The sequence below is a fragment of the Mycoavidus cysteinexigens genome, from assembly GCF_003966915.1.
Lineage (GTDB): Bacteria > Pseudomonadota > Gammaproteobacteria > Burkholderiales > Burkholderiaceae > Mycoavidus > Mycoavidus cysteinexigens.
In genome coordinates this window covers 257,211-277,609 of record NZ_AP018150.1, presented here as the reverse complement: position 1 = coordinate 277,609, position 20,399 = coordinate 257,211, and the positions used below count along the sequence as shown (strand labels likewise).

The 20,399-nt window shown below is 49.5% G+C and carries 19 protein-coding genes and 4 tRNA genes; 9 read left to right on the top strand and 14 right to left on the bottom strand.

All coding sequences use genetic code 11. The features are described from left to right. Window positions 1-16 precede the first annotated feature (16 nt). The 12 genes from rpoB to MCB1EB_RS01125 form a co-directional block, all read right to left on the bottom strand. Window positions 17-4,123, bottom strand: a complete 4,107-nt coding sequence (rpoB, locus tag MCB1EB_RS01180) for a DNA-directed RNA polymerase subunit beta (RefSeq protein WP_045366007.1) — start codon at window positions 4,121-4,123, stop codon at window positions 17-19. A gap of 303 nt (window positions 4,124-4,426) precedes the next feature. After that, entirely contained in the window at window positions 4,427-4,801 is a 375-nt protein-coding gene (gene rplL / locus MCB1EB_RS01175) for a 50S ribosomal protein L7/L12 (protein ID WP_026922078.1), read from the bottom strand. A gap of 51 nt (window positions 4,802-4,852) precedes the next feature. Then, window positions 4,853-5,362, bottom strand: coding sequence for a 50S ribosomal protein L10 (gene rplJ, locus MCB1EB_RS01170; protein ID WP_026922079.1), 510 nt, complete (start codon window positions 5,360-5,362; stop codon window positions 4,853-4,855). A gap of 303 nt (window positions 5,363-5,665) precedes the next feature. Next, on the bottom strand, window positions 5,666-6,364 hold the full coding sequence (gene rplA, locus MCB1EB_RS01165) for a 50S ribosomal protein L1 (protein ID WP_026922080.1): 699 nt from the start codon (window positions 6,362-6,364) through the stop codon (window positions 5,666-5,668). Further along, the gene (gene rplK / locus MCB1EB_RS01160) at window positions 6,365-6,796 is read right to left on the bottom strand and encodes a 50S ribosomal protein L11 (protein ID WP_026922081.1); all 432 of its coding nucleotides are present in this window, start codon (window positions 6,794-6,796) and stop codon (window positions 6,365-6,367) included. It lies immediately after the preceding gene. 197 nt (window positions 6,797-6,993) lie between these two features. After that, complete coding sequence (gene nusG / locus MCB1EB_RS01155) at window positions 6,994-7,554, bottom strand: transcription termination/antitermination protein NusG (protein ID WP_045363497.1); 561 nt, start codon at window positions 7,552-7,554, stop codon at window positions 6,994-6,996. A gap of 3 nt (window positions 7,555-7,557) precedes the next feature. Beyond that, a complete protein-coding gene (secE, locus tag MCB1EB_RS01150) occupies window positions 7,558-7,938 on the bottom strand; it encodes a preprotein translocase subunit SecE (RefSeq protein WP_026922083.1) in 381 nt (126 codons plus the stop codon). A 90-nt stretch (window positions 7,939-8,028) separates the two neighbouring features. Continuing rightward, window positions 8,029-8,104, bottom strand: a tRNA-Trp gene (locus MCB1EB_RS01145). A 90-nt stretch (window positions 8,105-8,194) separates the two neighbouring features. Then, window positions 8,195-9,388, bottom strand: a complete 1,194-nt coding sequence (tuf, locus tag MCB1EB_RS01140) for an elongation factor Tu (protein WP_026922084.1) — start codon at window positions 9,386-9,388, stop codon at window positions 8,195-8,197. A gap of 76 nt (window positions 9,389-9,464) precedes the next feature. Next, window positions 9,465-9,539, bottom strand: a tRNA-Thr gene (locus MCB1EB_RS01135). Window positions 9,540-9,558: 19 nt separating this feature from the next. After that, window positions 9,559-9,632, bottom strand: a tRNA-Gly gene (locus MCB1EB_RS01130). Window positions 9,633-9,659: 27 nt separating this feature from the next. After that, window positions 9,660-9,745: transfer RNA gene (locus MCB1EB_RS01125), tRNA-Tyr, on the bottom strand. 101 nt (window positions 9,746-9,846) lie between these two features. Between MCB1EB_RS01125 and MCB1EB_RS01120 the strand changes: the two genes are divergently transcribed. The 9 genes from MCB1EB_RS01120 to MCB1EB_RS01080 all read left to right on the top strand — a co-directional run bounded on the left by MCB1EB_RS01120 (window position 9,847) and on the right by MCB1EB_RS01080 (window position 19,019). Continuing rightward, window positions 9,847-10,656, top strand: coding sequence for a cytochrome c oxidase assembly protein (locus MCB1EB_RS01120; protein ID WP_232034132.1), 810 nt, complete (start codon window positions 9,847-9,849; stop codon window positions 10,654-10,656). A gap of 67 nt (window positions 10,657-10,723) precedes the next feature. Further along, complete coding sequence (locus MCB1EB_RS01115) at window positions 10,724-11,722, top strand: polyprenyl synthetase family protein (protein WP_232034131.1); 999 nt, start codon at window positions 10,724-10,726, stop codon at window positions 11,720-11,722. Window positions 11,723-11,832: 110 nt separating this feature from the next. Further along, a complete protein-coding gene (locus MCB1EB_RS01110; protein ID WP_045363503.1) occupies window positions 11,833-13,125 on the top strand; it encodes an HlyC/CorC family transporter in 1,293 nt (430 codons plus the stop codon). Window positions 13,126-13,317: 192 nt separating this feature from the next. After that, complete coding sequence (locus MCB1EB_RS01105; RefSeq protein ID WP_081953521.1) at window positions 13,318-14,676, top strand: GspE/PulE family protein; 1,359 nt, start codon at window positions 13,318-13,320, stop codon at window positions 14,674-14,676. Between the two features lie 10 nt (window positions 14,677-14,686). Continuing rightward, window positions 14,687-15,913 (top strand): type II secretion system F family protein, encoded by a 1,227-nt coding sequence (locus MCB1EB_RS01100; RefSeq protein WP_045363506.1) that lies wholly within the window; start codon window positions 14,687-14,689, stop codon window positions 15,911-15,913. Window positions 15,914-15,987: 74 nt separating this feature from the next. Beyond that, entirely contained in the window at window positions 15,988-16,941 is a 954-nt protein-coding gene (locus MCB1EB_RS01095; protein WP_045363509.1) for a prepilin peptidase, read from the top strand. A 297-nt stretch (window positions 16,942-17,238) separates the two neighbouring features. Continuing rightward, complete coding sequence (gene coaE / locus MCB1EB_RS01090) at window positions 17,239-17,859, top strand: dephospho-CoA kinase (protein WP_045363512.1); 621 nt, start codon at window positions 17,239-17,241, stop codon at window positions 17,857-17,859. Between the two features lie 176 nt (window positions 17,860-18,035). Then, window positions 18,036-18,794: a cell division protein ZapD gene (gene zapD / locus MCB1EB_RS01085; protein ID WP_045363515.1), complete on the top strand. Its 759-nt coding sequence runs from the start codon at window positions 18,036-18,038 to the stop codon at window positions 18,792-18,794. Between the two features lie 36 nt (window positions 18,795-18,830). Continuing rightward, complete coding sequence (locus MCB1EB_RS01080) at window positions 18,831-19,019, top strand: DNA gyrase inhibitor YacG (protein WP_045363518.1); 189 nt, start codon at window positions 18,831-18,833, stop codon at window positions 19,017-19,019. Between the two features lie 19 nt (window positions 19,020-19,038). Here the strand turns inward: MCB1EB_RS01080 and MCB1EB_RS01075 are convergent, their stop codons facing one another. Further along, the gene (locus tag MCB1EB_RS01075) at window positions 19,039-19,491 is read right to left on the bottom strand and encodes an NUDIX domain-containing protein (RefSeq protein ID WP_126353814.1); all 453 of its coding nucleotides are present in this window, start codon (window positions 19,489-19,491) and stop codon (window positions 19,039-19,041) included. A 10-nt stretch (window positions 19,492-19,501) separates the two neighbouring features. Further along, the gene (locus tag MCB1EB_RS01070) at window positions 19,502-20,380 is read right to left on the bottom strand and encodes an ATP-binding protein (protein ID WP_045363521.1); all 879 of its coding nucleotides are present in this window, start codon (window positions 20,378-20,380) and stop codon (window positions 19,502-19,504) included. Between the last annotated feature and the right edge of the window lie 19 nt (window positions 20,381-20,399).

Genomic DNA, 20,399 nt, shown 5'->3' with positions numbered 1-20,399 from the left:
TTCTCCGTAAGTCGGCTTAATTCCGATCAAGGTCAATGTCAATCCCGAGCGAGCGAATTTCTTTCACTAGCACGTTAAAGGATTCAGGCATACCTGCATCAATCACATGTTCGCCCTTAACCAGGTTTTCATAAATCTTGGTGCGGCCAGTTACATCGTCTGATTTCACTGTCAACATTTCTTGCAACACATAGGCTGCGCCGTAGGCCTCGAGCGCCCATACCTCCATCTCACCAAAACGCTGACCACCAAACTGGGCTTTACCGCCCAACGGCTGTTGCGTAACGAGTGAGTAAGGACCAGTTGAGCGAGCATGCATCTTGTCATCGACCAGATGGTGCAATTTCAACATATGCATATAGCCTACGGTGACTGGACGATCAAACGCATCGCCTGTGCGCCCATCATATAACGTGACTTGATTCTTTGATTTCGTCATGCCCAATTGCTGCGCAATCGGGTCCGGCCAAGCCAATTCAAGCGCCCGAGCGATTTCGTCCTCACTAGCTCCATCGAAAACCGAGGTAGCAAACGGCACGCCTTCTTTCAGATTAGAGGCCAGTTCTAACACCTCTTTATCGCTTAGGTCCTCTAATGCTTCGCGCCGACCACTTTCATTGTAGATGGTATGCAAGAACTCGCGCAGCTCGGCTACTTTGGTTTGCGCACGCAACATATCACCGATGCGATGCCCTAACCCTTTCGCAGCCCAGCCAAGATGGGTTTCAAGAATCTGCCCAACGTTCATGCGCGATGGCACGCCTAATGGATTCAATACGATATCGGCGGGGGTACCATCGGCCATATACGGCATATCCTCAACCGGCACAATTTTTGAAACCACACCTTTGTTACCGTGACGACCCGCCATTTTGTCACCCGGCTGCAAGCGACGCTTAACTGCAAGGTAGACTTTGACCATTTTCAGAACGCCTGGCGGCAATTCATCACCCTGGGTTAGTTTTTTGCGCTTTTCTTCAAAGGCCAGATCAAACTGATGGCGTTTTTGCGCAATTGACTCTTTAATCGCCTCAAGTTGCGCCGCCGCGTCTTCATCCGCTAAACGCAAATCAAACCAGTGATAGTGGTCCAGATCGGCTAAATATTCGGCCGTGATTTTCGCTCCTTTGGCGAGCTTTTTAGGACCACCATTGACGACCCGACCCACAAGCATTTTTTCTAAACGCTGAAACGCATCCCCTTCAACAATGCGCAGTTGGTCATTCAAATCAAGGCGATAGCGTTTAAGCTCATCGTCAATAATTTGTTGCGCGCGCTTGTCGCGTTCAATGCCTTCTCGCGTGAACACTTGTACATCAATCACCGTACCGTTCATCCCTGAGGGTACGCGCAGCGACGTATCTTTCACATCAGAGGCTTTCTCGCCAAAAATCGCGCGCAGCAATTTTTCTTCTGGCGTGAGCTGAGTTTCACCCTTTGGCGTGACTTTACCGACTAATACATCGCCTGCTTCAACTTCAGCGCCGATATAAATAATCCCCGAGTCGTCCAATCGACCCAACTGGGTTTCAGCTAAGTTCGAAATGTCGCATGTGATTTCTTCTGAACCTAGTTTGGTGTCACGCGCCACTACATTCAACTCTTCAATATGAATTGAGGTATAGCGATCATCCGCAACCACTTTCTCAGAAATCAAAATCGAATCTTCAAAGTTGTAACCATTCCAAGGCATAAACGCAACCAGCATATTCTGCCCTAGCGCAAGCTCACCAATATCCGTTGAAGCGCCATCAGCCAGCACATCCCCGCGCACAATCCGATCTCCAACTTTTACAATCGGGCGCTGATTGATATTCGTGTTTTGGTTCGAACGGGTGTATTTAATGAGGTTATAAATATCCACCCCGGTATCGCCTGAGACAGCTTCGTCATCATTGACCCGAATGACAATCCGGCCCGCATCGACGTAATCTACCACCCCACCGCGAAACGCTTGCACGGTCGTGCCAGAATCCACCGCCACCGTGCGCTCAATCCCCGTGCCCACCAAGGCTTTTTCAGGGCGCAAGCAAGGCACAGCCTGCCGTTGCATATTCGATCCCATTAACGCGCGATTCGCATCATCGTGTTCAAGAAATGGAATCAGCGAAGCCGCCACGGAGACAATCTGAGAAGGCGCAACGTCCATATATTGCACACGCTCTGGGGTGACCATTAAGGTCTCGCCCGCTTCACGCGCAGACACCAACTCATCAGTCAGCGTGCCATCGTCCGACACCGCGGCATTTGCTTGCGCGATCACATAACGACCTTCCTCAATCGCCGATAGATAGTCGATTGTGTTCGTTACTTTACCCGCATCGACCTTACGATAAGGCGTTTCTAGAAAGCCATATTCATTCAGGTGAGCATACAGCGCAAGCGAATTAATCAGACCAATATTCGGGCCTTCCGGCGTTTCGATCGGGCAGACACGGCCATAGTGCGTAGGATGCACATCGCGCACTTCAAACCCAGCTCGCTCGCGCGTCAAACCGCCAGGCCCCAGCGCGGAGACACGGCGTTTGTGCGTGATTTCAGACAACGGATTGGTTTGATCCATAAACTGCGAGAGCTGCGAGGATCCAAAAAACTCGCGAATGGCCGATGAAATAGGCTTCGAGTTAATCAAATCATGCGGCATCAGATTTTCACTTTCGGCCTGCCCCAATCTTTCTTTAACCGCGCGCTCAACCCGTACTAAACCCGTGCGGAATTGATTCTCCGCCAGTTCGCCAACACAACGTACGCGGCGATTGCCAAGGTGATCAATATCGTCAACTTCGCCTTTACCATTCCGCAATTCAACAAGAATTTTAATCGTGGCGAGGATATCGTCGTTATCGAGTGTCATGGCACCGGTGATTTCTTCACCGCCCACACGACGATTAAACTTCATACGACCTACTTTCGATAGATCATAAGTATCTTCGCTGAAGAAAAGCCGGGTAAATAACGCTTCAACGGCTTCTTCGGTAGGCGGTTCGCCCGGACGCATCATGCGGTAAATAGCGATGCGCGCCGCAGTTTGGTCTGCCGTTTCGTCAATGCGCAGCGTTTGAGAAATATACGGACCTTGATCTAAATCATTCGTGTATAGCGTTTGAATTTCTTTGATTTCGGCTTCACGCAATTTCGCTAGCAGCGTATCAGTGATTTCTTCGTTAGCTTCCGCCAATACTTCGCCGGTTTGCGCATCTACAACCGCTTTGGCAAGTACCCGGCCCAGCAAATAATCTTCCGGCACGGAGATTGTTTCAGTCTTTGCGCTCTCAAGATCACGGATATGTTTTGCATTAACCCGTTTATCTTTTTGCACAATGACTTTGCCATTTTGATCAAGAATGTCAAAGCGCGCGACTTCCCCGCGCAACCGTTCAGGGACAAATTTAATCTGTGCGCCTTCGTTCATCAATTTGAATTGGTCAAACATAAAGAAATGCGCGAGGATTTCCTCGGCATTTAAACCAATCGCTTTGAGAAGAATCGTCACCGGCATTTTGCGACGACGGTCTACACGGAAATATAAAGAATCTTTTGGATCAAACTCAAAATCTAGCCATGAACCGCGATACGGGATAATCCGTGCAGAAAAAAGTAATTTACCGGAGCTATGTGTTTTGCCTTTATCGTGCTCGAAGAAAACCCCGGGCGAGCGATGCAGCTGGGACACAATAACCCGTTCTGTGCCATTGATGACAAAAGAGCCGGTCGGTGTCATCAGCGGCATTTCGCCCATGTACACTTCCTGCTCTTTCACCTCTTTGATGACCGGCTTACTTGGCGACTCTTTGTCAAGTAACACCAAACGCACTTTAGCGCGCAATGCCGAGCAGAAAGTCAAGCCACGTTGTTGGCACTCTTTAACATCAAAAGCAGGTGGCGACAAACTATAGTTGACGAATTCAAGACGCGCGAAACCATTATGCGAGACGATTGGAAAAACCGACATAAATGCCGCTTGCAACCCCTCAGGTTTGCGCTTCCCAGGTGCGCTATCCGCTTGCAAAAAATCGCTAAAGGACTCAAGTTGAGTCGCTAATAAGAATGGGATTTGGTGAACATTTAAGCGCTTCGCAAAACTTTTCCGAATGCGCTTTTTTTCCGTGAAAGAATATTGCATACGATACGATCCGCCCTCAAGACAGCCAACAAATGACGAAATAATCGCTTGGTGATTGGCCACTACCAACCGCTAGCTGACGACGGCGGATTTACCCGCTGCCCGACCAAACTTATTTTTAACGCAATTTTTTAGCTTGAAAAATTAAAGAAAAATACCGTGTTTAAACTGACCACGTTACTTTAATTTAATTTCTTAAAAATCCTCACCACGGACAAAAAGGCCGGCGGAATCGACCGCCAGCCTCTAGATCACTCTTTAACAATCTTTTCCGCTCAAGCAGAAAAGCTGAAAAGAGGATGATTACTTAACTTCAGCTTTAGCGCCAGCTGCTTCAAGTTTCTGCTTGGCTTCTTCGGCTTGAGCTTTAGGCACATTTTCCTTCACAGGCTTAGGTGCTCCATCGACCAAATCTTTAGCTTCTTTCAAGCCTAAACCAGTGATTTCACGCACTGCTTTAATCACGGAAACTTTATTCGCGCCAACTTCAGTCAGTGTTACCGTAAATTCAGTTTGCTCTTCTGCAGCAGCAGCCGCGCCACCGCCTGCTGGGCCAGCAACCGCCAAGGCTGCAGCAGATACGCCAAACTTCTCTTCAAATGCCTTAACCAGCTCATTTAACTCTAAAACAGACATTGCGCCAACGGCTTCAAGAATGTCTTCTTTTACTATTGCCATTTTAAAATACTCCTAAATTGAAATCAGCTTTGGCTACTTATATAGCCCGACTTAGGCCGGCTCGCTTTGAGCTTCGCTTTGTTTTTTCTCGCTTAATGCAGCCAAGGCGCGTGCAAAGCCGGAAATCGGCGCTTGCATAACCCCTAACAGCTTAGCGAGTAGCTCTTCGCGGCTTGGGATGGTGGCTAGCGCTTGCACTGCCGCCTGATCCATCACCTTACCTTCATAAATGCCCGAGCGAATCACCAGCTTATCGTTGCTTTTAGCAAAGGTATGTAAAACCTTTGCAGCAGCAATAGCATCCTCAGAAATACCGTAAATTAACGGACCTGTCATCTGCTCAGTTAACGAGGCAAATGGCGTATCTGCAACAGCACGGCGCACCAGCGTATTTTTTAAAACACGCAGATACACCTGTTGCTCACGCGCTTGCGCCCTTAACCGAGTGAGATCACCTACCGTAATTCCACGATATTCAGCCAAGACCATCGTCTGAGCTTGCGCAACTTTCGCTGCGACCTCAGCTACGACTGCTTGCTTATCTTCTCTATTGAGTGGCACGGTTAAACTCCAAATTGAATGCACAATATCTGAAATATTGCACATCACGTTAAATCGGCGTCCGAGGTTAGGCGTTAATGCCACCGGTTTCAATGTTAAGAAACTTTTTCGGGTTCGCCATCTGCGTTGGCTAAAAAATTAAGGATTTGTTTGACTACAACTTACCCACCAACGGTCTTTGATAACCAGCGCGACACTCAATCCTTGCCGTAGCGCGCTGCCCAAAGTCTGGAAACAGGATAATGCTCTGCATTGAAGCATTTCATATGCAGCACATTACCTGAGAAAATTTCGCCCTAACGCTTAAGCAGCTAATAATGTATTTTGATCAACTCGCACGCCAGCGCCCATCGTGCTTGATAAAGCAATCTTACGCAGATAAATCCCTTTACTGGTGGCTGGCTTAGCTTTTTGCAAGGCTTCAATTAACGCCAACAGATTGGTGCGCAAAGCTGACGGTTCAAATGACGCGCGGCCAATCGTTGCATGGATCAGTCCGGCTTTATCAACACGGAATTGAATCTGCCCGGCTTTCGCATTTTTAACTGCGGTTGCAACATCTGGCGTTACGGTACCAACTTTCGGGTTTGGCATCAGGCCACGCGGACCCAGTATAGTTCCTAGCGCGCCAACCACACGCATCGTATCTGGCGATGCAATCACCACATCGAAATTCAAGTTGCCGGCTTTAATTTGCTCAGCAAGGTCTTCCATGCCCACAATATCAGCCCCAGCAGCACGTGCTTGCTCGGCTTTCTCGCCTTGAGCGAAAACGGCAACGCGAGTTACTTTACCGGTACCAGCTGGCAATACCACGGAGCCGCGCACAACTTGATCAGATTTCTTCGCATCAACACCTAATCGAACCGCAATATCGATCGATTCATCAAATTTGGCGGTAGCGCAGATTTTGACTAGATTCAGCGCTTCATCGACGGAATAGAGTTTTGACCGATCGACTTTGCCGACTAATGCACGTAGACGTTTTGAAAGCTTTGCCATTTATAGACCCTCCACCGTTATGCCCATTGACCGAGCGCTGCCGGCAATGCTTCTTACTGCAGCTGCTAAATCAGCAGCGGTGAGATCAGGCATTTTGGCCTTAGCAATTTCTTCAGCTTGAGCCAATGTGATTTGACCCACTTTATCTGTATGCGGCTTAGGCGAACCTTTATCCACTTTAGCGGCTTTTTTGATTAATACAGTCGCGGGCGGCGTTTTTAGAACAAAAGTGAAGCTTTTGTCAGCAAAAGCGGTGATCACCACCGGCACTGGCAAACCTGGCTCCATGCCTTGCGTTTGCGCGTTAAACGCTTTGCAAAACTCCATGATATTTAAGCCGCGCTGACCTAAAGCTGGACCAACCGGAGGCGATGGATTCGCTTTCCCGGCAGGAATTTGTAATTTAATAAAGCCGATGATTTTTTTGGCCATTTTAACACCTCAGTAAAACTCAAAAATCGCTATCGCTGCAACACGCGCAAACACTTCGCTGCCGTATCATCAAGCCTGCAACTTCTGAGCTGAACGCCAAAGCGTTCGGTGAGTCATAACGCATTTCGATAACGGCCAATCTGGCGCCCTCTCTCATGCTCCTCTTCAGTCATTATGCAGACTGTACGCAAAAACCCCTACAATTTCTCAACTTGTCCAAACTCAAGCTCAACCGGCGTGGCACGACCAAAAATGGTGACCGACACGCGCAGACGAGATTTCTCGTAGTTGACTTCTTCAATGCTGCCATTGAAATCAGTGAACGGACCTTCTTTGATCCGCACCAACTCGCCTGCCTCAAACAGTGTTTTGGGCCGAGGCTTTTCAACGCCTTCTTGCATTTGAGACATGATTTTGTCAACTTCTTTCTGCGAGATCGGACTTGGACGATTACGCACACCTCCCACAAAACCTGTTACCTTCGCCGTATTTTTGACGAGATGCCAAGTTTCATCGGTCATGTCCATTTCAACCAACACATATCCCGGAAAGAAACGCCGTTCCGTGACAGTTTTCTGGCCAGCGCGAATTTCAATGACTTCTTCAGTCGGAACCAGAATCTGGCCGAATTTGTCTTGCATGCCAGCCCGGTCAATACGTTCTTGCAATGCACGCTGCACGCTCTTTTCCATTCCAGAATAGGCGTGCACGACATACCAACGTTTACTGCCGGCAGAAGATACCGTGGTATCGCTCATATATTATTTCCAGCCCAAAATCAGCGAAAAAACCGCCCATTCAATTATTTTGTCGCCAATCCACAGATAGACCGCCATCAGCAATACAAATACAAACACAATGAGCGTAGTCTGCCCAGCCTCTTTACGCGTTGGCCAGACTACTTTTCTAATTTCACGCCAGGCTTCTTTTGTGAAGCCGATAAAATTTTTGCCAGCCGATGAAAACAGCGCAACCACGCTGCCCATAACCAGGCCACTTAACAGCAACGCGCCACGAATATACCATGGCTGATTGCCGTAGAAATAAAAGGCGGCGCCTCCGGCGACCGCCAACAACACTGCTAACGCAAGCATCCATTTGCTCTGCGCCGGATTGACGTTATCAACGGAAGGATTTGCCATCACAGCCAGAAAAGTAAATAAATCACGAGATCATTACAAAATAATCAAGCAGCGATTTAAGTCTGCTGATTTTTTTGCCTTCTCTCAAATTGGCAGGGGCAGAGGGCATCGAACCCCCAACCTTCGGTTTTGGAGACCGACGCTCTGCCAATTGAGCTATACCCCTAAACAGAAAGTCCGAGGCTTGGCTAGTTAAGCAACTTAGCCTAAGCCTCGCAAACCTTGCGGCAAAATGCCCGCTTAGTTTATCACTATTTTACGCAATAATTTTGCTTACGACACCCGCACCGACGGTACGACCACCTTCACGAATAGCAAACCGCAATCCTTCTTCCATAGCGATTGGGGCAATCAATTTCACTGTGATGGTCACATTGTCGCCAGGCATCACCATCTCTTTACCTTCTGGCAATGAGATTGAACCTGTTACGTCTGTCGTACGGAAGTAAAACTGGGGCCGGTAATTGCTGAAGAATGGCGTATGACGGCCGCCTTCATCTTTGCTCAGCACATAAATTTCAGCCGTAAATTCCGTATGCGGCGTAATCGACTTTGGTTTAGCCAACACTTGACCACGCTCTACATCTTCACGTGCGGTACCGCGCAACAAAATCCCAACATTATCGCCAGCCTGACCTTGATCCAACAACTTGCGGAACATTTCAACGCCCGTGCAAATCGTTTTTGCGGTGTCTTTAATACCAACAATTTCAAGCTCTTCGCCAACTTTAACCACACCACGCTCGACCCGGCCAGTGACCACGGTACCGCGCCCGGAGATTGAGAACACATCTTCAATTGGCATCAAAAATGCGCCATCAACCGCCCGCTCAGGGGTTGGGATATACGAATCTAGCGCGGCTGCCAATTTCAGTACTGCTGGCACACCATATTCGCTCGCCTCATCGCCCTCGAGCGCCAACTTGGCCGAACCACAAATGATCGGCACATCGTCGCCTGGGAAATCATACTTGGAGAGCAATTCGCGCACTTCCATTTCAACCAATTCGAGCAACTCAGCGTCATCAACCATATCGCATTTATTTAAAAATACGACGATGAAAGGCACGCCTACTTGACGCGCGAGCAAAATGTGCTCACGGGTTTGTGGCATTGGGCCATCAGCGGCCGAACATACTAGAATAGCGCCATCCATTTGGGCTGCGCCAGTGATCATGTTTTTTACATAATCAGCATGCCCTGGGCAATCAACGTGCGCGTAGTGGCGAGCTTCCGTCTCATATTCCACGTGTGCTGTATTGATCGTAATCCCGCGTGCCTTTTCTTCTGGCGCCGCATCAATTTGATCATACGCTTTGGCTTCGCCGCCAAATTTTCTTGACAACACAGTGGTAATTGCCGCTGTTAAAGTTGTCTTGCCATGGTCCACGTGACCGATCGTTCCTACGTTCACGTGCGGCTTGCTTCGTTCAAACTTACTTTTGGCCATTCCTTAACTCCTAAATAGGATTTCCATTCATTGCGCCGCGCGCAAATCGTATCAATACAACAATTACTAAATCGACTGGTGCCCATGGGCAGGATCGAACTGCCGACCTCTCCCTTACCAAGGGAGTGCTCTACCACTGAGCCACATGGGCTCGCTTAGCCCAACTAACTTGGAGCGGGTGAAGGGAATCGAACCCTCGTTTTAAGCTTGGAAGGCTTCTGCTCTACCATTGAGCTACACCCGCCTAACTCAGCAGACTCTATAACTAACCTGGTGGAGGAGGTTGGATTCGAACCAACGTAGGCGTAAGCCAACAGATTTACAGTCTGCCCCCTTTAGCCACTCGGGCACCCCTCCACGGAGAATTGGGCATTATCAAGTAGAGCCTTCGTATTGTCAACTGCTGTATACTAAAAAATACTGTAGCCACACTCGTTTTCACCCTTATATTTATAACCGTGTCATTGCTACATTTCCTGATTCCCTGGGAGCCATCTGCACTCCTAGTTGCGTTTTTTGTCATCACCAGCGCGCTTTACTTGCGCGGTGCGCGGCGCGCACGCGTGAGTATGGTTCGGCAGAGCGCCTTTTGGTCCGGGTTAGTCTTATTTTATGTTGCTCTGCATACGCGCGTGGATTACTACGCGGAGCATGAATTTTTCGCGCACCGGCTGCAACACCTTGTATTACATCATCTTGCGCCATTATTAGTCATGGCAGCTTATCCGGGTAGCGCACTGCGCGCTGGCTTACCGATACCCTGGCGCACCCGCTTACGCGCTGTTGCTAAACACTCCATGGTGCGCGCGCTTGCCAAGGTCTGCTTGCAGCCAACCCTAATCTCGTTACTTTTTGTCGCCTCGGTACTCATCTGGTTAATTCCATCTGTACAGTTTATCTCGATGATTAACTGGCGCCTGTATTTGTTCATGAATTGGTCAGTCGCCGTCACCGGGCTTCTATACTGGTGGCTTTTATTGGACCACCGCCCCGCCCCGCCGGCGCGCTTAGGGGCGGGCTTGCGCGTTTTGTCGCCGCTTCTGACCATGACTCCGCAAATTCTCGCCGGCGCCATTATTGCTTTTACGCAACGTGACCTATATCCAATTTTTGATCTGTGCGGCCGCGCCTTTGGCTTACCCGCTTTGACGGATCAGAGTATTGGGGGGTTAATTATGTGGGTGCCCGCCTCATTCTTAGAAGGAATTGGCGGCCTGCTTGCTTTACGGCACTGGACTCGACTGTCGCAAAAAGCCCGCCCAGGTTAAGATTGACCTTTATAATCCGTAGCGGTTCACATTCGTTTTATAATCGCACATTATCTATTTTTATTTTTTGCCTGCGTTGACTACCGCCGCCCCCTCTTTAAATAGCTCAAGCATTCTCGCGCCAATCGCCAGCGATATGCAACAGCTCAATCATGTGATTCGACAGCACCTGGCTTCTGAAGTAGTGCTCATTAACCAGATTGCCGAACATTTAATTAACGCCGGCGGCAAACGACTGCGGCCAGCGCTTTTATTGCTTGTAGCTAACGCGCTAGGTGCGCACGGTGAATCCTCTCACAAACTCGCCGCCATCATTGAATTTATCCATACCGCGACCCTTTTACACGATGATGTGGTGGATGAATCTGATTTGCGACGCGGCAGAAAAACCGCAAATGCGCTGTTTGGCAATGCCGCAAGCGTATTGGTTGGGGATTTCTTATATTCTCGCGCGTTCCAAATGATGGTGGAAGTTGACGATGCACGCGTGATGCAGATTTTGTCAAATGCAACAAATGTCATCGCAGAAGGAGAAGTGCTGCAATTATTGAATATGCATGACTCCGAAGTCGACGAGACCCGCTATATGCAAGTGATTTGCTATAAAACCGCAAAACTTTTTGAAGCTTCGGCGCAGCTTGGCGCAATTTTGGCGCAGGCTCCAGCACCGCTTGAAGCAGCAATCATTGAATTCGGCCAGCGCATCGGAACCGCCTTCCAACTGATGGATGACTGGCTCGATTATGCCGGCTATGTTGGATCAATGGGCAAAAATGCCGGCTGCGATTTATCCGAAGGCAAACCCACCCTGCCCCTCATTTACCTGATCGAACATGGAACCGCCGAGCAAAAAGCCTTGGCCCGCGCAGCCATTGAGGAAGGCGGCACCGATCACGCCGCACCGATTCTCGCAGCCATGCAGACCTCAGGCGCGCTCGACTACGCTCTAGCTTGCGCTGAACGCGAAGCCAACGCAGCAGCCAAGGCATTACACTCGTTACCAAGCTCTATTTATAAAGACAGTTTGCTAGAATTATGCGCCTATTCAACGGCGCGCCGAGCTTAACCTTATTTTGCTAGGTTTCTCTAAAATTCGCGCTTGTCTTGGCGATTCTGCTATAGTTAATGCAATCAAAGATTAAGTAGAATTTTTAACCACATTTAAACTAATTCCAAGTGGAATCATTTCCTTTATGGGCGCAGCTTAGCTTAATTGCTTTCCTGTTGCTGCTGTCTGGCTTTTTTTCGATCTCCGAAGCTTCTATGCTGGCGCTTAATCGCCACCGGCTCAAACATCTTATTAAAAAAGGTACGCTCGGCGCACGCACCACGCATCGATTATTGACGCATACAGAAAAATTATTGAGCGTGATTCTGATTGGCAATAACCTGATCAACACCATCATTCCGGTGCTCACTACGGCGATTGCATTACGCACTTTTGGCACCAACAATTTAGCTTTATCGATTACCACAGGTGGCGTTGCGTTTCTCATCATCATATTTAGCGAAATTACGCCCAAAATCATTGGCGCCGCTTGGCCCGAGAAAATTGCATTGCCCGCGAGCTTGGCGCTTAGCCCCTTAATGCGCATCACCCGCCCACTCGTCTGGTTTGTTAATTTATTTGTTTCAGCGCTACTGCGCATCTTGCGTCTCGATACCCGCAAGGCCAAAGAACATCGTCTGTCGATGGACGAACTGCGCACGATCGTACTTGAATCGGCTAATTTTGCACCGCATAAACACCGCAGCATATTGCTTAACTTATTTGATCTCGAAGACCTTACAGTCGATGACGTGATGGTGCCCCGTACACGCATTGAAGCGCTTGACCTTGACGCACCGCTTGAGACGATGCTCCAGCAGCTCGATACTTGTTATCATAATAAATTACCGGTTTATCAAGGCGACACAGATCACATTCTTGGTGTGCTGCAAGTACGTAAAGCATTGGCTGCCAGGCATGGCCACACCCTCAAACACGACACCCTGCGCGAATTACTCACTGAGCCTTACTTCGTACCGAGCGGCACACCCGTCTTTCAGCAACTCCAATATTTCCAAGAAAACCAACAAAGAATGGGCCTCATCGTCAACGAATATGGTGAAGTGCTAGGATTGGTAACGCCAGAAGACATTATTGAGGAATTAATTGGCGAATTCACCACCACCATGCCACGCACTAGCGGCACCTGCACAGACTGGAATGCTAAAGGCGAATGCATTGTCGCCGGCAGTATGCCATTGCGCGAGCTAAACCGCTTACTTAATCTACAGTTACCGGTACAAGGACCTAAAACGCTAAATGGTCTAATCCTTGAAGTACTGCGCGAAATTCCCGATGGAGATGTAAGCGTGCAAATCAACGGCTGCCGCATGGAAGTCATGCAAATTGATCATCAAACAGTAAAAACCATCAAATTATTCCGCCCTGCACAAAATAGCGCAAATGAAATGAGTCTCTGATTCTTTAAGATCAGAGACTCATTTCAGGCAAACTAACAAAACCGTGGGGCGCGCTAACCAGCAGCATAACCATAAAAATAATACTCTGGCGAGAATTAACCAAATGGCTGAATTGCAACTTTGAGCGGCGTGAGCGACGATGAATTTTTTAATTAAAAACAACGCCGCGACCCAGCGCTAAATTTTTTAGTCATGACCACTCATCCAGGCCAAATTCCGCTGCGAACAACGGATATACATCCACCTCGGAATTCAGCAACTACAGCGCCCGCTCAGCCTTCTCTTACAACGAGCTTGACCCCATCCATTCAAGCAGCTCCTGCAGTGGCGCCAAGCGCGCTCTTATCTGAAACAGAGAATAACGCTCCAGCCGTACGCCTATTGCACGAAATTTTGCGGGAGGCTGCCACCCGTCGCGCCTCTGATATACATATTGAATCAAACGAGCATGATTGGCGCATTCGACTGCGCATCGATGGGGTACTGCATGAAACCATGCGGCCACCTCCCTATCTAAGAGATCCGCTTATCTGTTGCGTGAAAGTACTCGCTCGCCTCGACATTGCCGAGCGCCGCATCCCTCTAGACGGGCGCCTCAAACTACGCGTCACAGCAGAAAAATTTGAAGAATTCCGCGTGAATACGCTGCCCACTTTATGGGGCGAAAAACTCGTCTTGCGGCGACTGGATAAGCTCCCAGCCGCGCTGACTTTCACTGACCTCGGCTTTAACCCAGAGCAACAGGCTAAACTTGAAGCCGCTATTCATGCCCCGCACGGCATGGTGCTGGTGACTGGCCCAACCGGCAGCGGCAAAACTTTAACTCTCTATTGTTTTTTACAACGCTTAAATCGAGAGTCCCTAAATATCTGCTCCGTCGAAGACCCTGTAGAAATACAATTAGTCGGTATTAATCAGGTCAGCGTGCGCGAAAAAGCCGGCCTCACTTTCGCCGTCGCGCTGCGCGCCTTTTTACGACAAGATCCCGATGTCATTATGGTTGGAGAAATTCGCGATGCTGAAACCGCTAGCGTTGCGCTACAAGCTGCACAAACTGGCCATCTTGTCTTTTCTACGCTGCATACGAATAATGCTCCCGCCACCCTCGCGCGCTTGCTCGATATTGGTATCGCGCCTTTCAACTTGGCGTGCGCGATACGCTTAATTATCGCGCAAAGGCTCATCAGGAAGCTTTGCTTAGCCTGCCGTTCCCCCATGCCCCGCAATGCAACGACTGATGCGATGCTGCATAAAGCTGGCTTTGATAAGGCAACCCTGGCAAAAGCTTGGCAACCGTATCAAGCCGTTGGCTGCGCGGCATGTCATAGCACAGGTTATCATGGCCGCATCGGCATCCAGCAAGTTATGCCTGTTACGGCGGCTATCCGCGCGCTTATCCTCGCCCAAGGCAGCGCGGATGCGATTGCCCAACAAGCTCAGTGCGACGGCGTTAAAACCTTGCGCGAAGCTGGCTTAGAACAGGTCCGCGCTGGCGCCACCAGCGTTGAAGAAATCTTAGCCGTAACCGACGCCAGTGCGGCTACCGGCTAAAATAAAATTTATGACCCAATCAGGTCCGCCAACGACAGCTCATCGGGTGCAAGAATTCCGCTTTAAATGGCAAGGGATCAACTCGACAGGTTGTCTTAAGAGTGGCGTATTAATCGCCACTGAAATGAGCGCCGCGCGCGCGGCGCTCAAGCAACAGAGAATTACCCCAATTAAAATTATTAACCAGGGACGCGCTAAACCTGCTGCGCTGCGCGCAACAGATGTAACTACCTTCTCACGCCAACTCGCTAGCCTCTTACAGGCAGGCTTGCCACTTTTAGCCGCCTTAGAGGTAATCGCCAGTAGCCATCCACGACCCCCATTAAGCCGCGTCATACATGCGCTAGCACGCGCTGTTGCCCAAGGCCAACACTTATCAACCGCGCTGGCTGACTACCCACAATTTGGTCCAATGTATTGTCAATTAGTGGCGGTTGGCGAAGCCTCAAGCGCCCTCGCCCCCTTGCTTGCGCAGCTTGCCAAGCACCGCGAGCAAGCCGCTGTGCAACGAGCGAAATTGCGCAGCGCGCTCAGCTACCCAAGCGGTGTATTAATATTATCTTTGTTGATTACAACCGCCTTAATGGTTTGGGTCGTGCCAACTTTTAAACAAATCTTCGAGAGTTTTGGCGCCCCGCTTCCTGCCCCAACCCAGATGGTTTTATCTCTTTCAAGCGTAATTGCGCATGGCATTGCTCCGGTCACTTTAGTGCTTGGCAGCGGAATTTTTATAGCTGCTCTCGGCTTACGCCGCTCAACGGCGCTGCGCACCGCCTATGACCATCTACTCTTAAACCTACCCATGATTGGCCCGCTACTACGGCAGCTCGCCATAGCACGCTGGAACCGCGCCCTCGGCACTCTATTAAAAGCTGGAACGCCCCTGGCCGATGCCTTCAATAGCATGGCGAAAATCACCAACAATGCGGTATTCGATCAGGCAACATACAATATTTTGCAGCGCGTGCAACGCGGCGAGCGCCTGGCCCATGCAATGCGCGCCACGGGCTGCTTTCCGTTAACTGTCTTGCAACCGATCGCGATTGCCGAAGAATCCGGCTCCCTTGACACAATGCTTAACGACCTCGCCACGCTTAACGAACAGCAAGTCGATATGCGCATTGCCACCTTAGCAAATAGCGCTGAGCCGCTTATTATGATTGTACTTGGCCTCTTGGTTGGCGGTCTGGTGGTCGCCATGTACCTACCCATTATTCAGCTCGGCAATATTATCTAAAGGCAATCTAACATAAACTTCATGGCTTAGTATTTTGCGCAGCTTTTCCAAATATCTTTCACGGCCTTTTCCCTATGCCCCCTAGCTCCGCTATATTCAATAACTGGATAGCGAATTTTGCTGCTTTGCCAATCGGCTTTCAGTATATTTGCGCCCTACTATTTGGCCTCGTTATCGGCAGCTTTCTAAGCGTTGTTGTCCATCGCTTACCCAGCATGCTGCAAATGGCCTGGCAAGAAGAATGGAATCACTTTGCTGCTGACGCAAACCAAATTGCTACGCCCCCCTCCCTCCTTTCAAGCAAAATGGAAGAACCCGCCCCTACGCAAGCAATGACAGGTAAAAATTCTTTAGGCAAACCTATCTATAATCTTTGCCTACCACGCTCTCATTGCCCATCCTGCAAGCACACGCTCACCCTATTTGAGAATTTACCCTTAGTGGGCTATCTTCTATGCCGCGGCCGCTGTTCTGCATGCCACACTCCAATTAGCCTACGTTATCCGGCCCTTGAATTATTCAGTGCCGGCTTAGCCGTCGGCACGCTATGGCACTTTGGCGCAAGTTGGCAAGCTCTCGCCGCCTTCGGGTTTGCCGCTACTTTATTAGCGCTTGCCTTGATTGATATTGATACGCATTTGCTTCCTGATACGCTCACACTCCCCCTAATTTGGGCCGGGCTTTTGGTGAATCTCAACGCTAGCTTTACGTCATTGCACAGCGCAGTGATCGGCACTATCGCCGGTTATCTGTTGTTGTGGCTAGTCTATTGGGGATTTCGCTTGCTGCGCGGCAAGGAAGGAATGGGCTATGGTGATTTCAAGCTACTGGCGGCACTTGGCGCCTGGCTTGGATGGCTCGCTCTACCTCAAATCGTGCTCTTGGCTTCCGCGAGTGGGGCATTATTTGGCCTGATCGCTCTGATGAGCGGCCATCTAAAAAGAGAACAACCTTTGCCATTTGGCCCATTTCTTGTTGCAGCCGGCTTGATTACGCTATTTTGGCGCGCGCCATTTTTTGTTGGCTAACCCCATTCTAAAAAAGCAAAACCCACGTACACCATTCCGTTACGCCATGGACCACCACGAACCAGCAGTAACTGCCAATTGAGCTTGCCCCGTTTTAGCCTCGCACAAAAAGAGTCTGAGATTCAGACTAAACAGAGCGAGAAACGCTAAAATATTAGTTAGGTTGCCATGCTTGCTTGGTAAGCGGGTTGACCGAACGAGCAAATAGCACATATTCAATTACTCTGACACCATTTAGGCCAAACTTAGATGGTGACAAAGGATTCAAGGCAGTGGCAGGGGTAATTTTCAAAAACGATGCATCAAAACAAATTTAATTTATTCTCCGTTGGCTTAACCGGCGGCATCGGGTGTGGCAAAACGGCCGTTGCAAACCGCTTTGCCGAGCACGGTGTTGCGGTTATCGATACGGACCAGATCGCACATAAACTCACTGCAAGTGGCGGAATAGCTATACCACTTATTGCAGAACATTTCGGCCCAGACTTTATCGCCTCAGACGGCTCGCTTCAACGCGCGAAAATGCGCGCGGAAATTTTTAGTGACAAGCAAGCCAAACTTCGCCTCGAAGCTATTCTGCACCCGCTCATCCGGCTTGAATGCGAAGCTGCTGCGCGGGTTGCAACAGGTCCATATTTAATCTTTGTTGTACCTTTATTAATTGAATCTGGCAGTTGGAAAGACCGCGTCGACCGGACCCTGGTGGTTGATTGTTCACCTGCTACGCAAATCAAACGTGTGATGCAGCGCAACGGCTTGACATACGAGCAAGCGCAAACAATTATCGTCCATCAAGCAACCCGCGCAACACGCCTAGCTTATGCGGATGAGGTTATTTCTAATCAAGAGGATACGCCGCTAATTTGTCTATATAATAAGGTTGATGCATTGCATCAATATTATCTCAAGTTAGCATAGATACAGCGCACGCTGGCTAAAGCGATTATTTCCGCAAAGTGAACCATTGATTGAGTTACGGGCAATTTCGCACGGATGCATACGGTTAATTCTGGCCAAGATTGCAGCGCGTAAATATGCGGATTAGAATAGACTGTGTTTATTCGCCATTTTGCTTCTTTTAATAGGCATTAAGTTTGACCCTCCTTTACGAGTACCCGTTTAACGAACGTATCCGAACGCTGCTGCGGTTTGAAGATCTTTTTAATCGTTTTACGTTCTTTTTGTCTCGCGAAAACGCCGAGGAGCACCATGTCGCGTTGATGACGCTATTTGAAATCGCCGACGTAGCCGGCCGTGCAGATCTCAAATCTGATCTTAGCAAAGAACTCGAGCGACAGCGTCAAACGCTCATTTCGTACCGGGATAACCCCGGGATTGATCAAACCATGCTAGAGTCAATATTAGTAGAAATCACACAAACTCTAACGCATCTCAATCAAATGCACGGCAAAGCCGGGCAGCATCTGGCTGATAATGAATGGCTCAGCAGTATCCGCAGCCGCTCAGCCATCCCCGGCGGCACTTGCCGTTTTGATTTGCCATCTTACTATGCCTGGCAACAGGGTTCGCTCGAGCAACGTCGGCATGATATTGCGCAGTGGGCAATCCCATTGCTGCCACTACGCGATGCGATGGCTATTGTATTAAAATTCGCCCGCGAATCTAGTCAGATCACTAAAGTCATCGCCATCCAAGGCCGCTATCAGCAAATGCTATCTGGCCGCACCTGCCAGTTAATGCAAATACGCGTCCCCGCCGAGCTGAATGTAATTCCTGAGGCCAGCGCCAATAAATACATGCTATGGGTGCGTTTCACCACGCAAGACGGCGATATGCGTCCAAGGCCAGTGGATGCGGATATTCCCTTCCAACTCACATTATGTAATTTATAATCTATCTTTGTTGGCTCCTGATTCTCACTTGATTATATGAATATTGTCGTCAATTGCCCCATCTGTGACAGCACCGTCGAATGGAAGCCAGAAAACCAATATCGCCCCTTTTGCTCAGAACGCTGCAAAAAAATTGATCTAGGCACCTGGGCAGCTGACAATTATGTGATTAGCGGCGCCCAAGAAACGCCCTCCGAGGCCCATCCCGGGGATGACTCGGATTAAAGTCGAGTGCTTTTTTGTTTTAATCAAGCAACACCGTAGAAGATCCCGCATCCGCCTGCAACCAATCTAGCACTGGCACCGTTGCTGGGAGCACAGGGGCGACCTCGACCGGTATTTTCTGCCAAGCCAGCGCTTGCCCTTCGCGTCCAGTCGGCTCACCGCGCCACGCGGTTACCTTGCAAAAGAATAAACGTACGTAAGCATGAGGATAATCATGCTCCAGCACCCGCCAACGCTGGCAGGTTTCAATTGTCACGCCAAGTTCTTCATGCAGCTCTCGCGCTAATGCGGCCTCTACCGATTCATTCCCTTCTAACTTACCACCAGGAAATTCCCAGTAGCCTGCATAAGGTTTGCCAGCAGGGCGCTGCGCAAGCAAAAAAGAGCCATCAGCGCGCACCAACACCCCCACCGCTACTTGGGTAACCAGCCGCTCCTGCGGCACATGCTTGGCCTGTGATTGAGTCACCATAAACTATGTACTAACCCACCTGTTTATTACTCTGCCGGCCCGACCAATCGCGCGCAAATTGCCATGCCACGCGCCCGGAGCGCGAACCACGCTCAAGCGCCCAAGTCAAAGCCTCACTACGCGCCTGCGCGCAATCCGCATCACTACACCCAAAATGTTTGAGCCAGTGCCGGATAATCGCAAGATAGTCATCTTGTTTAAACGGATAGAAGCTGACCCATAAGCCAAAGCGTTCGGAGAGCGAAATTTTTTCTTCAACGACCTCGCCCGGATGAATTTCACCCTCGCTGGTAGGACGGTAGCTTTCATTGTCGCTCATGTATTCCGGCAATAAATGGCGGCGATTTGAGGTCGCATAAATGAGTAGATTGTCTGACGGCGCGGCAATTGAGCCATCGAGGGCGACTTTCAGAGCTTTATAGCCAGGCTCACCCTCTTCAAAAGATAAATCGTCGCAAAACACAATAAAACGTTCAGGACGTTGCGCAACCAATTCAATAATATCGCCTAATTCGTGCAAGTCATCTTTGTCGACCTCAATCAGCCGTAAACCGTCTGCGGCAAAATGATTTAAACATGCTTTGATTAAGGAGGATTTACCCGTGCCCCGCGCCCCTGTTAACAATACATTGTTAGCGGGCAGTTTTTGCACAAACTGACGCGTATTGGCTTCGATTAATTGCTTTTGTCGGTCAACGTTTTGTAAATCATCAAGGGTGATCGCCGATATTTGCGGCACAGGTTGCAAATATCCCTGACCTTGGCGTACCCGCCAGCGAAACGCCACCGACAGATCCCAATCGATAGCAGCAGCCGGCTGTGGCAGCAATGTTTCTAGTCGGTCGAGCAAGCCCTCAGCACGGCTTAGGAAACGCTCTAGTTTATCCATCTAACTAACCCGTTCATCT

Excerpts from the sequence above, each read along its gene's own strand:
- nusG (WP_045363497.1), bottom strand. The coding sequence starts at position 7,554 with ATGAGCGATACCACGGTATCTTCTGCCGGCAGTAAACGTTGGTATGTC.
- MCB1EB_RS01075 (WP_126353814.1), bottom strand. The coding sequence starts at position 19,491 with ATGGTGACTCAATCACAGGCCAAGCATGTGCCGCAGGAGCGGCTGGTT.
- MCB1EB_RS01100 (WP_045363506.1), top strand. The coding sequence starts at position 14,687 with ATGACCCAATCAGGTCCGCCAACGACAGCTCATCGGGTGCAAGAATTC.
- MCB1EB_RS01070 (WP_045363521.1), bottom strand. The coding sequence starts at position 20,380 with ATGGATAAACTAGAGCGTTTCCTAAGCCGTGCTGAGGGCTTGCTCGAC.
- MCB1EB_RS01095 (WP_045363509.1), top strand. The coding sequence starts at position 15,988 with ATGCCCCCTAGCTCCGCTATATTCAATAACTGGATAGCGAATTTTGCT.
- rplA (WP_026922080.1), bottom strand. The coding sequence starts at position 6,364 with ATGGCAAAGCTTTCAAAACGTCTACGTGCATTAGTCGGCAAAGTCGAT.
- tuf (WP_026922084.1), bottom strand. The coding sequence starts at position 9,388 with ATGGCCAAAAGTAAGTTTGAACGAAGCAAGCCGCACGTGAACGTAGGA.
- rplL (WP_026922078.1), bottom strand. The coding sequence starts at position 4,801 with ATGGCAATAGTAAAAGAAGACATTCTTGAAGCCGTTGGCGCAATGTCT.
- coaE (WP_045363512.1), top strand. The coding sequence starts at position 17,239 with ATGCATCAAAACAAATTTAATTTATTCTCCGTTGGCTTAACCGGCGGC.
- secE (WP_026922083.1), bottom strand. The coding sequence starts at position 7,938 with ATGGCAAATCCTTCCGTTGATAACGTCAATCCGGCGCAGAGCAAATGG.
- rplK (WP_026922081.1), bottom strand. The coding sequence starts at position 6,796 with ATGGCCAAAAAAATCATCGGCTTTATTAAATTACAAATTCCTGCCGGG.
- MCB1EB_RS01080 (WP_045363518.1), top strand. The coding sequence starts at position 18,831 with ATGAATATTGTCGTCAATTGCCCCATCTGTGACAGCACCGTCGAATGG.
- MCB1EB_RS01105 (WP_081953521.1), top strand. The coding sequence starts at position 13,318 with ATGACCACTCATCCAGGCCAAATTCCGCTGCGAACAACGGATATACAT.
- rpoB (WP_045366007.1), bottom strand. The coding sequence starts at position 4,123 with ATGCAATATTCTTTCACGGAAAAAAAGCGCATTCGGAAAAGTTTTGCG.